The organism is Stieleria neptunia (genome assembly GCF_007754155.1).
GTDB classification, from domain to species: Bacteria; Planctomycetota; Planctomycetia; order Pirellulales; family Pirellulaceae; genus Stieleria; species Stieleria neptunia.
Genome location: NZ_CP037423.1, coordinates 8,219,346 through 8,234,107 on the forward strand (window position 1 = coordinate 8,219,346; position 14,762 = coordinate 8,234,107).

The following is a 14,762-nucleotide window of genomic DNA, read 5'->3' on the forward strand; positions in this document are numbered from 1 at the left end:
GCGCCGCCCACGCGCGCGGCACGGCGTGAAGTGATGTTGGAAGTCCAAGATTGTCGTTGAAATCATCTCACCAACGCTTCATTTTTTTTAATCCGATCGCACCAGTCGCTCTTGACTGATGTGCGACAACGCGTACAACTTCAATGAGCGAGAGATTCGTGTACGAAGCGAAGTTGCGATTCCGATTGAAACTTCTCTTTGTCGTGGCCGGGATCTCTCGTTTTTTTATGCGCTGAACGTGACACGCGCGGAGCAACGTCTTGTGTTTGCGGTGCTTCAACCGGTTCAATGGGCTTCACAGCATCGCTGATGCTGGAATGACAGGCTGGAAGCCTATCCCACTTTTCCGAGACCAACGCGACAGTTCGCTTGATCCACCACGTGCGATGCACCTGCATCGCTGAATCTCTGTCGACGCACTTCCCCATGACGGATTCGATCACAGATGGCTGAATCGGACATTGAATTGCTATGGCAAAGTGATCTGATGATGGCAGTCAACAAGCCGGCCGGTCTATCGACTCAAGCACCGGCGGGCATCGATAGCTTGGAAAGTCGGCTGCATCGACAATTCGCACGCACCGATCGCTACCTTTCCTTTCCGCATCGCTTGGATCGCTTCGTCAGTGGTGTGATCCTGGTCGCGTTGACCAAAAAAGCCGCGCGATTGCTTTCGGCCCAGTTCGCAAGCCGCAAGACTCGTAAGCAGTACCTGGCGGTGGTCGAAGGTCAATGCAAGGTGGGCCAAACAGGCCCTCAGCAGTGGGACGATTTCATTCGCAAGGTGAACGACCAGCCGCGGGCGGAGGTCTGTGACGAAGCAGCACCCGGCGCAAAACTGGCCAGCACGGTCGTCAAAACGCTTTCGCTGGACCTGGCCGCCGATCGCACCCTGATGGAACTGAGCCCGATCACCGGACGCATGCACCAACTGCGGCTGCAAACCGCATCACGCGGCCACCCGATCGTCGGCGATGAAACCTACGGAGCGACACAGGGCGGTGCGAAACAGGGCGGTGCGACGAAACAGCACACCGACCGCATCCTGCTGCACGCGCATCGCTTAGAATTTCACGACCCGTCCAACGGCCGCCTGATCCAAGTCGAATCGGCGTGTCCATTTTAATCTGCCAACATCATTCGCTTCGCGGGTAGACGTTGGGAAAGATGCGAAATGCGACAGACACGGACGCTTTCGTCGTTTGACGGAGAGACGCTCAGCGGATCGTTGCACGACGTCCTTTCTGCCAGGAGGGTGACTTTCAAACTGCAGGACCTCCACACGGGAGGGTTGAATACATCATGACCTCGGCGAGCGGCGATTGATCGGCTAAGGTGTTGCGCTCGCGTCGTTACGACGGTCCACTTACCGTTTCGCGTCGTCACCACTGAAATTCGGTCGGAATCAATGACTCGCCTGGGCGCCGTTTCTTATTTAAACACCAAACCGCTGATCCACGGGCTCAAAGACGCCCTTGGCCCCGGTGACTCGTTGACGTTGAACTTGCCCAGCCGATTGGCCAGTCAGCTCCGCAACGGCGAATTGGACGTCGCGCTGATCCCCTCGGTCGAATACTTTCGCGGCGACGACTATCGAATCGTCTCCGACGCCGCGATCGCCTGTCGCGGGCCGGTCTGGAGCGTGCGGTTGGTCAGCCGAGTGCCCGTCAAGCAGATCAAGCGGCTCGCCCTGGACGAAGGCAGCCGCACCAGTGCCGCGATGGTCCGTGTGTTGCTCTGGCAGATGCACGGGCTGAAACCCGAAACGACGGTTCTGTCGATGGAACAGTCACCGGAATCGGTGGACGCCGACGCCGTGCTGATCATCGGAGACCGGGCGATGCATCCCGAGCGGGGGGTTTACAATGAGATTTGGGACCTCGGAGACCGCTGGTGCCGCTACACCGAAACCCCCTTCGTTTTCGCCATGTGGGTGGCCAGACCCGGGATCAACACCGATGATCTGGTCGACATCCTGCAACGTTGTCGCGATGCGGGCGTGGATGCGATGGAATCGATCGCCCAAACCCATGCGGCGGCACACGGGCTGACAAACGAAGACCTGTATCGCTATTTTGCCGAGAACCTTCACTTTCAACTGGGCGAATCCGAGCTGGCGGGACTGCGGCGGTTTCGCGACGGTTGCGAAGAACTCGGATTGCTGGACACGAAAACTACTGAATCGATTGAAGAATCATGATCACGGACATTCTGGATAAAGCGGTTGCCGGCGAGCGACTTTCGGCATCGGAAGGCCTGGCGCTGTTGGAAAGCCACGACTTGGCCGCCATCGGCGCGGCCGCCGACAAGGTCTCGCGGCGGATGCACCCCGAACCGTATCGCACCTACAACGTCGATCGGAACATCAACTACACCAACATCTGCACCGCCGTCTGTCACTTCTGTGCGTTTTATCGCGGCCCCAAAAGCGACGAAGGCTACGTGCTGCCGCGGGAAGAACTGCTCCGCAAAGTCGAAGAGACGGTGGCGGTCGGCGGCAACCAAATCCTGATGCAAGGCGGTTTGCACCCCAAGTTCAAACTCGATTGGTACGAAGAGTTACTTTCGGACATCAAATCGGCGTTCCCGTCGGTGAATATCCACGGCTTTAGCCCGCCGGAGCTGTACCATTTCACGAAGGTGAACAACCTGCCGATCGAAGAGGTCCTGTCGCGGCTAAAAGCAGCCGGCCTGGGAAGCATTCCCGGCGGAGGCGCTGAGATCCTGGTCGACCGCGTCCGCAATGAACTGACCCGCGGCAAAGTCGATTCGGACAATTGGTTGAACGTGATGCGGGTCTGGCACCAGCTGGGCGGGATTAGCACCGCCACGATGATGTTCGGCCACGTCGAAACCCTGGCCGAACGGATCGAGCACCTCGAGCGGATTCGCGACCTGCAGGACGAGACCGCTGGATTCACGGCGTTCATCTGCTGGACGTTCCAACCGGACAACACCGACATGAGCCACATCGCGGCGTCGGGCTCATTTGAATACCTCAAGACCCAAGCCGTTTCCCGCTTGTTCCTGGACAACGTCGCCAACATCCAAAGCAGTTGGGTGACGCAGGGTTTGAAGATGGGACAGCTGGCGATGCTGTTCGGCGCCAACGACATGGGCAGCTTGATGATTGAAGAAAACGTCGTCGCCGAAGCCGGAACTGTCCACTTCATGTCGTTGAATCAAATTCGCCAGGCGATCGAAGAATTGGGATTCCAACCGCGCCAACGCGACGTGTTTTACAACCTGGTCGACGAAGAACTGGAGCAGAAGGCGATCCAGGCGGACGGCCACACCGGGCCGAAAGATTTGGTCCAACTGGCGGTTTAGGCTAAACTTAGGCCATGCCATTCCGCGTCGAACTCGCTGTCTACAACGGTCCCATCGACTTGCTCCTCTACCTGGCGCGACGCCAGGAGGTGAGTTTGATGGAGGTCTCGCTTTCCAAAGTGATCGATCAATACGGCGACTACCTGGAACTGCTTCAGGAATTGGACCTGGCCGACATCGGCGACTTTCTGGAACTGGCCAGCATCCTGGTCGAACTCAAAAGCCAAGCGGTGCTGCCGCAAACGGTCGACGCCGATGAGCAGGACGAGCAGATCGAAGACCCGCAATCCGAGCTGGTCGAACGACTGCTGCAATACAAAGAAATCCGAGACGCGGCGGCGGTGCTGGATGAAATGGCGGGCCGTTGGCAACAGCGTTACCAGCGGATGAGTGATGATCTGCCGCGACGCCGCATCGACCCGGGTGATCAACCGATCGCCGATCTGGAAATCTGGGACCTGGTCAGCGCCTTCGGACGGATCATGCGCGAATCCGCCGGCCCCCCGCAAACCGAAGTCATCTACGATGACACCCCGATCCACGTCTACATGCAAAAGATCCACACGCACCTCGCGGCACAGCAACGTGTGGCATTGATGGATCTGGTCGAAGGCGGGATCCACAAGTCGGCGTTGATCGGCTGGTTCCTCGCGACGTTGGAACTGACACGACACCACGGTGCGGCGGTCGAAGAAGACGAAGCCGGCGACATCGTGATCGTGAAGACCGGGGAGTACAGCGAAGACCTGGCCGTCAACGAAGTCGACAACTACGGCAACGACGGCATCATCGCCACCAACCTGCCCAGCCAGCCGCGGTAGGGCATGCTGAATGTCATGTTGCGCCTTCGTCTAACGTTCGGACTTGTTCCCAGGCTCCGCCTGGGAACACACTGTCTTGGAGGCTCCGCCTCTCCGGTCCGCCGGCGGGGCCGGAGTTGAATCGCGTTCCCAGGCGGAACCTGGGAACGAGTCAACACGTTGCAGGTTGCAGTGGGGCACGCTGCCAGCTTGCCGCTTCGCAAGCTTTGGCGTGAGGTGGGGGGCAAGCTGAAGCTTGCCGGGACGCAAGCTGGAAGCTTACGCCACTTTTAGCAAGCTGTGGAGGCTTGGACCACAGCGTTACTTGCGGGCCGTGGGGATGAACGGGTCCAGGTTGGCGAGTCCTTGGCCGTCGCACTCGGCTGCGAAACGGTAGCCGAGCGTGGCGATCTGATCCGCCGCGGCGGTCAATTCGGCTTCGTTGTTGAGCTTCAGCTTGATGCCCGCGACGACCTTCAAGATTTGATCCAGGATCGGTTCTTCGACTTTGGCCGCAACGCTTTGCAGTCGCTTTGAGGCGCGGCTGGCGCGCTGTGCGACGGTCATGGCGAAGGTCGCTTTTTGGGTCGCAACGGCCGTCGCCCGCAGCGACGACTCGAGTTCGGCGATCATGCCGGCGACAAACATCACCCGCAACTGCTCGGGCGTCCTCGTCGCGTTCTGCTTGCCGTCGCTGTGAACAAAGTTGTGGCGGATCGTCCCTTGGCTCCAGGAGACAAATTCAAAGTCCAGTGACCCGGCGGGGTGACCGCCGACATTGACCAACTCCTCATCCGCCGTGGTGTGGCACCGCAGACAGCTTTGCGCGACCAGGTACGCATTGGCGGGATTGCGCATCCCCGCCCGAATACTTTGCGCGATCCGTTCGGCGCGGTGCTCGGCAGATTCTGTCAAACGCGTGACCGTTTCGCCGCCATAGTGGTGATGCAGATCCAGCCAGTCTTTGGCGGCGCCGTGACACGATTCGCATGAGACGCCGGCAACGACGTGATGCGTCGCGTCGGAACCGGACTGGCCAGCGGCGTCAGATTGCTGGGTGTAGTGGCAGGCGACACAGCGCCCGGAGTGCTTGATCGAACGGAGGCCCAGCTTGGATGCGATTTGCTTGGCTTCGGGTTTGCGATGCAATTGGTCAAAGGTCAGCGCGTGCGGCGTCGTCTGCCAAACCTTGACTTCTGACGCGTGGCATTTGACGCAGGCGTCGTTCCCGACCACACGATCGGGATCGGCGGGCGTGGCGATCCCCAGAGGATGGGCGGTCGTCGAACCATCGTTTTGCTGGGCCGAGACCCAACTGGTTTGTGCGTTTGCTGAAATCGTTGTGATGACAGCCAGAGAAAACAAGACCGTGCGCAAGGAGCGGTGGCGAATCGTCATGTGGTGTTGCGAAGTGTCGGGTGGCGATCGGATCGTCAGAACTGGCAGATTCGGCAAAGCCGTCGACCGCATCGATCGGAGGCTGGCCGGAACCCAAGCTTACGTCACGCAATGTCACCCTGCCCCCAATCCGCTCGCCCCTCTTTCGCGCCATCCACATTTTGCCATCAGAGGTTATGCTATGAATTCCATTCTTGCGTCTCCTCAGTCAGCGATTACCACGATGCCCCGAAGCCGCCTCGGCCCGCTCGCGATCGAATCGAAACTTGGCGACCATCCGTCGACCAGTGCGGTGTGGCGTGCGATCCATGTGCAGCTGAAGAAATCGATCGCTGTCAAGATTTTTTCGGCACCCTTTGGCGGCACGCCGGAAGCGAGGCGTGCGCTGGCCGACGAGTGGGAGCAATTGAAGACGCTTTCGCATCCCGGCATCGCAAAATGTTTTGGCGGCGGGTTTGAGGAAACCGACGCTTATCTGGCGTATGAGTTGGTCGACGGCGAAACGCTCTCCAGCCAGATCGAGCGGACGGGACGACTGTCGTGGGAAAACGTCTTGGAAATCGCCCAGGGCATCGCCGATGCGTTGGAATACCTGCACGGCCAGGGCGTGGTCCACGGCGCGATTTGTCCTGACAAGGTCATCGTTGCCGGCTTCGCACCGGTGTTGCTGGATCTCCGCACGGATCGGTTCGGATCACCGTTTCGCACGCCTCGTCCGCCTTCGATCGATCAAGTGGCCCGACAGCCACCCGAAGTCGTCGCGACCGTCGTCAGCAACTCGGTGCCGCCGCTACAACCCTCCGCCGACCTGTACGCCTTGGGCGTGTTGCTGTACCAGGCGATCACGGGACGCCTGCCGATCAGCGGCGAGACGATGCAAGAGGTCCGCGAGAACGTGCAGCACGAGCAACCGCCGACACCGGCATCGATCGTGTTGCAGTGTCCGATTTGGTTCGACAAGCTGATCATGCGATTGCTGGAAAAAGATCCGGCCAACCGACCGCCCAGCGCGACCGCCGTCAAAATGGCGTTGGTGGAAGTCCGCAAACGATCTCTCTCACGCACCAGTGTTGCCGAACACACCAGCAGCGGATTTAGCCCGTTGCAGGTCACCAACCAAAGAGACAAAGACGAAGCCCGCACGTTGCTGGGACGTGGCGTCATCGATCTGAATGCCATCGAGGAAGAAGACGAAGTCCCCGACAACACGGTTTGGCACGACCAGCCCTGGTTCTTGCTGGGCGGCCTGGTTTTGTTGTTGATGCTGTTGGCCTACGTCGCCTGGCCCGCCAGTGAACAGTCCCTCCGCGATCGCGCCGAACGTCTGATCGCGATGGACACGCGCAAGGCGTTGGCCGAAGCGGAAGACGAACCGCTCCGCGAACTGCTGGTGCGTTTTCCCGACGGCCCGAACGCCGAGTGGGCCCAACAACAAGTCGACGTGATCAACGTCAAACAGTTCTTGCACCAGTTGTCGGTCAAAATCAAAAACAACCTGCCGATCAAAAACCAAGGCGAACTGTTGCACAAGCAGGCGCAAGAGTTTTCCGCCAACGGCGATTTCGCCAAAGCGATCGACAAGTACCGGAGCATGGTGACGGTTTTGGGAGACGATCCGGAATACGAAACCGCCGTCAATGCGGCGCGGTTTCAAATCGCGATCCTGGAAGAAAAATCTGCCGTCGAAAGCGATGCGGCAAAGATCGTTCAGGCACGACTGGACGAAGCCGATCAATTGCTCAGTGAAAACCAAGTCGTCGAGGCGCGCAAGATCTGGTACAGCCTGGTTGAACTGTACGGCGACAACTCCGACCTGAAGCCGTTGATCGACATCGCACAACAGCGACTCATGGAAAACAAATGAGTTCTTCCGCGAAGCTGCCTCCGGCATCAAATCGCGGTGCCAGCTTGCCAAGAGATGCGAAGAGGTCTACTAAGGACCGTCGGAAGAATAAGTGGGATAGGCTTCCAGCCTGTCATGGCGAAAACGACAGGCTGGAAGCCTATCCCACAATCAATCCCCGCCACTTATTCTTCCGACGGTCCTAACCGTGTGGAGTGGTCAAAAAATGGTGGTGACTGATGGTCGCTTTGCTGGGGAAAAGGGAACCAAGGCAATCGTATTGCGCCCGTCCCCATTGATTTTTCGCGATCCTTAAGAATCAATCGCTTTGTGGATCCGCTGGACGTATGATTGGCGAACATCACCCATTCCATCAATGGTCAGTGCGGCCCGCGGTATCGCAGTTCGATCAGCAAGCTTTGTCACCGCTGCTTTCTTGCCCCAAAAGTACTCGCAGCACTGGCTCCCGGACTCCATGATCACAAGGTGGAATCGCTCCTTGATGCCTAGCTTTCTGGCAACGCGATGCAGCTCTTTTTCGACCGGGGCTACATCGTAACAGTCTCCGGTATTGCCGACCTTGAATTTGCAGGGCTCACCATTGCAGACCATCGAGATATTCCAGCCGCTGTACTCGTCGTCCTCGTTCACGGGAGCGATATCGATCGAGTCGGCGTACAACTGACCGTTCGTCGCGCTGCAAAATGTCTTGATCAGAAAATCGTAGGCGGGAGGGATCTGTCCGGACTCGCCATCGAACGCGCACAAACGATTGCAGATGTGCATCATTGTGAAGACGGAGGATGGGCCTGGGGTCAGCCGATGTTTCCCCTGGGCCCTCTCAATCAGCTCGTCGGGATCCATTTCCGCGAAGCCCAACTTGCAAATCAGGGACGACGCGTCTTGCACCGTGAACTCTTCCGCCAGCCACACCAAGACTTGCAGGCCTTCCAGCGACACGGAACTCAGATGTTTAACGAGCAATTCCCTGCCACGCGGCCCACATTCATTCCACAAAAGCAGGACGCTCTCTCGTCCAAGTCGCTTGTGGTAAGGTTGATCGTTCGAAAGAAACTCTGCGGCGATCGCGTTGATGGTCTCCGGTTCGTCTTCGGATAGAGTGCCGATTAATTTCTTCGCGAAGACGTTGAAGCAATTCTTCGATGCGAATAAGAGGTTCAAATCACGTTTTGGATCGAGACGTACAATTGCTTCAGCCGCACGGGATGCGGCGCGATCTTCTGCGATCGACGGCTGCGCAGTCGCGACAATGGATCGGAGGATTTCGAGGTGATCCTCGTCCGCGAACTGGGGGTAATTTGTGGCACGCGACGAATTCAGAAACTCACGAAATTCCGATTCTGAGAAGGTTGTAAAAATCTGATTCAAGACTGGCCGTATGACTTCGGAATTCGAGTTGGCATCCTCACCGTCATCATGCAGTTCTGAAATCTCACGAAACCAGGATTGAAGCTCTCGATGATCGAGCGACGTCAATAGCTCGTTGAGGATTCCCAGTCGCTGATTCTTGTCCGACAACACCTTGATGACTTCCAGAGAAATCTCATTTGCCTGGTCAGGATCAATTCCATCGCGCGCCTTCAGAAGGCTTGGCACCAACTGCTGAAGCTTCTTTGCAGATGCAATACTCGCAAGCAATTTCAACAAGTGTGGTCGCTGCCGAACCAGCGATTGAAGCGATTCGACCCATGGCTCCGGCAAATCAGGCACGTCCCGAAGCTCGAAGCCTTCCAAGAGGACCAAGCATGCATACCGTTGATGGTGTGGTCCATCGCGAAGCAATTGATTGATTCGCTCAACCGCGGATTCATTTCCGAGTCGCGCGTGATAGTACACCAGGGCCGTTTGCACGAGTTCTCGCGTCGTCGTGTTCTGCCATAACTCAGACTCAAACGGTCGTCGATCTGGAAGAATATCTCGCTCAAGAAACGCCGTCACCATGTCATCGTGTGCCTTGAGCCCCTGCTCGAGTTCTGGCTTCGTCTCGTCGTAGCTGAACTCCGAAACACTTTCGATCAATTGCCCGACACCGGTTTTGATCGCGATTCTAAGTCGGAGGCCTGCAAAGTAGTCCGCCGGATCGAAATTCTCAGCAGACTCTGCAACCTCGGATTCAATCTCAGCTTGATCGTACTGATAGAGTTTCATGCGATTATGGCGTTTGACTCGAATGACGGACTTGGCCCAGGAATTCTTAGGGTTCAGGGCACCGCACTCAACGCTAAGTGCAGAGAGTTCTGCAAGTCTATTTGATTTGTCGCTTGCGGTGAACCAAGCTTCGGTCCATCGGGCGATCAAACCGGGAGCATCCGTGCTGCAAGTGCCTTGTCATGCTTTGAAAATAGATGACTTCTTCCGCGAAGCTGCGCCCTGCATTAACAAGATATCAACACTCTTCTGATACGCTCTGCCCCTGTCTAAGGAATCGGTTGTTCATCGACTCCGCAAGGAGCAGAGGCGTTATCGGCATGAGTGGGACCTCACCGCTTTCAGTACGGACATTGCTTGTCAGTGATGTCCACTTGGGATGCAAACACGCACGCACGGAAGAATGCCTGGCGTTTCTCCAGCGTTATCGCCCGGAAAAATTGTTCCTGGTCGGCGACTTCTTTGACGCTTGGAAAATCAATTCGGGTTGGCACTGGACCGAACCCTGCGACGCCATCATCCGCCATTTGGTGGATTTGGTTCAGCAAGGGACGCAGCTGCACTACACCCCCGGCAACCACGATTCATTCCTGCGTGAAGCGTCCTTTCGCAGCGTCATGCCGGCCGGATTTCCCGATGTCCGCATCGCCGACGAATTCATCTTGGAAACGCTCCACGGATGGCGATTTCTGGTCACACACGGCGACCTGTTTGATTTTTTCGAAACCCGGGCGCAGTGGATTTCCAAAGGAAGTTCCAGCTTTTACGACGCCTGCCTCAGCTTCAACCGCTGGGTCAAGAATCGATTTCTGCACCACGACCGCAACCCGTACGGTGCGTGCGCGGTGATCAAGGGCCGCGTCAAACGCGGGGTGAAATTCATCAGCCGTTACGAAAACAAGATCATGCACCACGCTCATCAACAAGACTGCGACGGCGTGATCTGTGGACACATCCATACGCCGGTGATGAAACGGTCCGATTCGGTGCTGTACTGCAATACCGGTGACTGGGTCGAGAACTGCACCGGCCTGGTCGAACGCCACAACGGCAACCTGGAACTCGTCAGCCGCTACGGCGATTCCCAAGTGATGCAACTCGGGCAACGACAGTCGGCCCCGGTCGCCAGAGCGGTGTTTCAACCGGAGCCGCTCACCAACGAATCTGTTTTTGACGACACGGCAGCGAACCCCGATCGCGAATGTGTCGTTTCCTCCATCGACTGAATCGTCGCCCAACACACACCCTTGCCAACGGAAACCACCGGAATGATCACGGAATGGATTGGAAAACGCTGCTTCAACGCAGTGCATCAGCGAAACCTCGTTTACAACACCTGCTGGGAAGATCCGCGGCTTGATCGTCGCGCGCTCGACCTCGGCGCCGAGGACACGGTACTGGTCATCACGTCGGCGGGCTGCAACGCGCTCGATTACGCGTTACAGGCCCCCAGGGCGGTGCACGCGGTCGACATGAACGCGATGCAAAACGCGCTGTTGGAACTGAAAATGGCCGCCATCCGGACGTTGGAGTACGAAGATTTCTTTGAGATTTTCGGCAAGGGCCTGCACCCGAACTGGCACTCGATCTACCACGATCGTGTGCGTCCGGCGCTGCGTGGTTCCGATCGCGCGATTTGGGATCGACGACTCGACTTCTTTGACGGGTCGGCACGACGCAAGAGTTTTTATTTTCGGGGAACGTCGGGCTTCTTTGCCTGGATGATCAACGGTTATCTCAACCGGCCGCAGGGGCTGCGCGAATCCGTTCAAGAAATCCTTTCGGCCGAAACGGTCCAGGAGCAAGCCGAGATCTACGACGCACGCGGCGTCTCGGAGCAGTTGTTCTCCAAACCGATGCGATGGGTGCTGCGTCGCGACACGACGTTGGCGATGCTGGGTGTCCCGCGAAGTCAGCGGATGCAGATCGACCGCGGCTATCCCGGCGGCATCGGGCGTTTTATCCAAGATCGAATCGAGACGGTGTTCAAGAAGATCCCGCTGAAGGACAACTACTTTTGGCGTGTCTATCTGACCGGCAGCTACACGCCGTCTTGTTGCCCGGAGTATCTGACGCCTGAGGGGTTCGCTCAACTCCGCAGCGGATTGGTGGACCGCGTGACGACCCACAACAACACGGTGGAATCGTTTCTGCGCGTCCATGACGCCCCCGTCTCGCGATTCGTCTTGCTGGACCACATGGATTGGTTGTACGAACGACACCCCGATTTGCTGGCCGCGGAATGGCAAAGCATCATCGACCGATCGGCCCAACACACGCGGATCCTGTGGCGCAGTGCGGCACTGGATGTTGACTTCGTCGATCCCGTGACGGTCCAAGCTAACGGCGCGCACGTCCAACTGGGAGAACTGCTTCGCTACCAAAAAGAATTGGCGGCTCAGTTGCATGTCACCGATCGTGTCCACACCTACGGCAGCTTCTACATCGCCGATCTGAACGGTGTCGCAGCATGAGCAGCACGGGCATCACCAAGGGCACCGGCAACCAACAGACCGTGGCCCAGAAATCGGCCTGGGCCAGCGACCTGCGCGTGATCTGGCACCTGCTGGCTCATCCGGTGCGGGGAAAGACGCACGCCGAGCGGTTGGAGAGTTTTTACAGCGGCCAGGCGTCCGACTACGACTCGTTTCGTTCACGTCTGCTACACGGTCGTGACGAATTGATCGACGGCCTGGATTTTCCGATCGGTGGGGTTTGGGCCGACCTGGGGGCCGGAACCGGCGAGAACATCCTGCGGGCCGGTGATCGCTGCGCGGGTTTAAGGCACATTCATGTGGTCGATCTTTCGCCGTCGTTGCTGGACGTCGCACGCGACCGATTGAGCGACGCGGGAATCACCAATGCCCAGGTTGCACTGGCCGATGTGACGCGTTGGGATCAAGCCGATGAAAGCGCCGACATCGTGACGTTTTCCTATTCCCTGACCATGGTCCCCGACTGGTTCGAAGCGATCGAACAGGCGTATCGGATCTTGAAACCGGGCGGCGTGATCGGTGTCGTGGATTTTTATGTGTCGCGAAAGTACGCCGCCCACGGGCATCGACAACATCACTGGCTTCGCCGATCGTTCTGGACCCATTGGTTCGGTGCGGATAATGTATTTCTAAGCCCCGATCACACCGCGATGCTGCACCGCAAGTTTGAGGTCACGCGTTTCAGCGAGCGACTGGGAAAAGTTCCCTATCTGCCGTTGATCCGAGCGCCTTACTATTTGTTTGTCGGGACGAAGCGAGGCACCGATGTCCGTTGAGACCCTTGTCCCGGCGGCAACAAGACCGCATGGCATCTGTCACGATCAGGCCACAGCGTCTCGTCTGCAACCCTCCCGCGGCGGGCCTTCGGATCGATCGACGGTCGCGGCGGATTGGACGCGACTGTGTCGTGGGTTTCTCCGCTGCCATCGGCGTCCGATCAATGTGGCGTTGCACCTGTTCACCACGCCCCTGGGCCTGTTCGGTGTCTACGCGCTTGTCGCAGGGCTCAGCCCGATCGCGGTGGCCCCGATCGCGGTGGCCCTGGTTGCGACGATCCAAATCGCGGTCGTTGTCGCGTTGGTGCCTGCGGGGATCGCGGGCATCCACGCCGTCGCCGTTTCGATGATCGCCGCGTCGGCCGTTCTGATCACGCCGCCTCTCGGATGGGCGGTGGCCGCGGTCGTCGCCGGCTACATCGGACAAGACCTCGCACACTGGTTTGCCAGAGAGCCGACGTTTCAAAGCACGTACCGGGATTCGAACCGCTGGTGGAAACGTTTCGTCGAGCACACGCTCTTGCTCTTGCCAGTTTTGATTGCGGTTGCCGGTCGCTGGCGCCAATCGCCGCTGCGGTTGCTGGTCGCCCGCAAGGCCGTGCTCAAAACAAAACTCACCGGCCGGCAACATGAATCCGACTTCGCCACGATCCTGCAGTGGGTCCGCGAGAAACAGCCGAACGTTTCCCAAAGCACGCACTGGTGGCACACCGATCTGTCGGAAGGTGCGGCCGAGTCGTTTCGGCGACTGGGAGACTCGCAAACGCTGATGAAAAGGATTCGCTCGTTTCACGGCAGCGGATATGACGTCCAGCCCGTCGGTGGCATGAACGAGTTGTACGTCACCGGCCCACCGAAGACGACGTCTTCGGACAGCGTTTTTTACATGGGACATGTCGACGGTCCCTGGGCGATCTTTCCGGGAGCACGCTTGTACCGATGCATGTTGTCGCTGAACCAGAACCTGGAAGTGACAACCCACTTTCCGATGTCGCATCCAGACTACGGTGAACCGGAAAGCCATCGTCTGCAACACGGCGACGCGGTCGCGTTCGACTTCAATCGCGAATTGCACTACATCACGCGTCAGGTGGATGCGCGCCAAACCGTGCCCCGGGTCAACCTGAAATTACACTTCGTCGCCTACCCTCGCGGCATGCGCTGGTACGGAAACCTGTTGGGGCGATTGACCACCTGGTACGACATCCGTGCCCGCAATCTGTTCGTCCAGACGATCAATCCCAATGGAACGTTGCTGGCGATCAAAGCCCGCTGGGTGCTCGGCTGGACACGTCTGTTCGAACTGGCGGTGCGGTTTTGCGGCTGGACCAATCTGGCCTATGTCGCGACGGCGATGTTATTGAGTGTCGCATTTGGAAACGCCACGATCTTGATTGCGGCAACAAGTTTTGTGCACTACGCGATCTACGTCGGCACGTTGCAAGAACGGACACCGGTTTCCTTCGGCACGTTTCGCCGCGACGCGATGTTTTTCAAAACGCTGGCGATGGCGCAGCTTTTGGGGCTGTACGCTTGGCACTTTGACCATCACTACGGATCGCTGGCGTTGGTGGTGGCAGGATTCGCACTGGCCGGTTACGCCGCTCGCGTGCTGGGGATGCGGCGGACCTTGTTTTCGGCGGAACTCGGATTCGACGCACCACAGCGGGTGGACCGATTTCCGTACGGCACCATCGGCCACCCGATGATCCTTGGTGCGATGATCGGGATCGGCGGCATGGCGTTGGCAGAAGGCTTTCGCATCGACTACGGCTGGCTGATCGCCGCTCACATCGCCTGCTACGCCTTGGTGCTGGTGCACGAATTAAAGATGAGGAACCGGAGGGCTTGCGCCCTGCCGCTCTAACCGCGCAGCGAAGCATCTTTTAGCGGCAGATCACGAGCGGGCTGTCGTTCTCGTGAGCCGCGACGCGTAAGCGGCCGGGCACTG

The 14,762-nt window shown here is 58.2% G+C and carries 11 protein-coding genes; 9 read left to right on the forward strand and 2 right to left on the reverse strand.

The window, feature by feature from the left end; all coding sequences use genetic code 11:
• Nucleotides 1–445 precede the first annotated feature (445 nt).
• The 4 genes from Enr13x_RS28645 to Enr13x_RS28660 all read left to right on the forward strand — a co-directional run bounded on the left by Enr13x_RS28645 (nucleotide 446) and on the right by Enr13x_RS28660 (nucleotide 4,151).
• Nucleotides 446–1,126: an RluA family pseudouridine synthase gene (locus tag Enr13x_RS28645; protein ID WP_231743837.1), complete on the forward strand. Its 681-nt coding sequence runs from the start codon at nucleotides 446–448 to the stop codon at nucleotides 1,124–1,126.
• Nucleotides 1,127–1,408: 282 nt separating this feature from the next.
• Nucleotides 1,409–2,200, forward strand: a complete 792-nt coding sequence (locus Enr13x_RS28650) for a menaquinone biosynthetic enzyme MqnA/MqnD family protein (protein WP_145390282.1) — start codon at nucleotides 1,409–1,411, stop codon at nucleotides 2,198–2,200.
• Nucleotides 2,197–3,330 (forward strand): cyclic dehypoxanthinyl futalosine synthase, encoded by a 1,134-nt coding sequence (mqnC, locus tag Enr13x_RS28655; protein ID WP_145390283.1) that lies wholly within the window; start codon nucleotides 2,197–2,199, stop codon nucleotides 3,328–3,330. The genes Enr13x_RS28650 and mqnC overlap by 4 nt, the downstream gene beginning before the upstream one ends.
• 14 nt (nucleotides 3,331–3,344) lie before the next feature.
• Entirely contained in the window at nucleotides 3,345–4,151 is an 807-nt protein-coding gene (locus tag Enr13x_RS28660; RefSeq protein ID WP_145390284.1) for a segregation and condensation protein A, read from the forward strand.
• 300 nt (nucleotides 4,152–4,451) lie between these two features.
• On the opposite strand, the gene Enr13x_RS28665 is transcribed toward Enr13x_RS28660, so the two are convergent.
• Complete coding sequence (locus Enr13x_RS28665; protein ID WP_145390285.1) at nucleotides 4,452–5,528, reverse strand: cytochrome c family protein; 1,077 nt, start codon at nucleotides 5,526–5,528, stop codon at nucleotides 4,452–4,454.
• A gap of 223 nt (nucleotides 5,529–5,751) precedes the next feature.
• On the opposite strand from Enr13x_RS28665, the gene Enr13x_RS28670 reads away from it, so the two are divergent.
• Entirely contained in the window at nucleotides 5,752–7,392 is a 1,641-nt protein-coding gene (locus tag Enr13x_RS28670; protein WP_145390286.1) for a serine/threonine protein kinase, read from the forward strand.
• A 291-nt stretch (nucleotides 7,393–7,683) separates the two neighbouring features.
• Here the strand turns inward: Enr13x_RS28670 and Enr13x_RS28675 are convergent, their stop codons facing one another.
• Entirely contained in the window at nucleotides 7,684–9,540 is a 1,857-nt protein-coding gene (locus tag Enr13x_RS28675) for a hypothetical protein (RefSeq protein ID WP_145390287.1), read from the reverse strand.
• A gap of 320 nt (nucleotides 9,541–9,860) precedes the next feature.
• Here Enr13x_RS28675 and Enr13x_RS28680 point away from each other — a divergent pair, with 320 nt between their 5' ends.
• From Enr13x_RS28680 to Enr13x_RS28695, 4 genes are read left to right on the forward strand one after another with little or no spacing between them, the layout of a single operon-like run.
• The gene (locus Enr13x_RS28680) at nucleotides 9,861–10,766 is read left to right on the forward strand and encodes a UDP-2,3-diacylglucosamine diphosphatase (protein WP_145390288.1); all 906 of its coding nucleotides are present in this window, start codon (nucleotides 9,861–9,863) and stop codon (nucleotides 10,764–10,766) included.
• Nucleotides 10,767–10,808: 42 nt separating this feature from the next.
• Complete coding sequence (locus tag Enr13x_RS28685; RefSeq protein WP_145390289.1) at nucleotides 10,809–12,014, forward strand: DUF3419 family protein; 1,206 nt, start codon at nucleotides 10,809–10,811, stop codon at nucleotides 12,012–12,014.
• Entirely contained in the window at nucleotides 12,011–12,811 is an 801-nt protein-coding gene (locus tag Enr13x_RS28690) for a class I SAM-dependent methyltransferase (RefSeq protein WP_145390290.1), read from the forward strand. Before Enr13x_RS28685 ends, Enr13x_RS28690 begins: the two co-directional genes overlap by 4 nt.
• Entirely contained in the window at nucleotides 12,801–14,678 is a 1,878-nt protein-coding gene (locus tag Enr13x_RS28695; RefSeq protein ID WP_145390291.1) for a methyltransferase, read from the forward strand. The genes Enr13x_RS28690 and Enr13x_RS28695 overlap by 11 nt, the downstream gene beginning before the upstream one ends.
• Nucleotides 14,679–14,762: the final 84 nt, after the last annotated feature.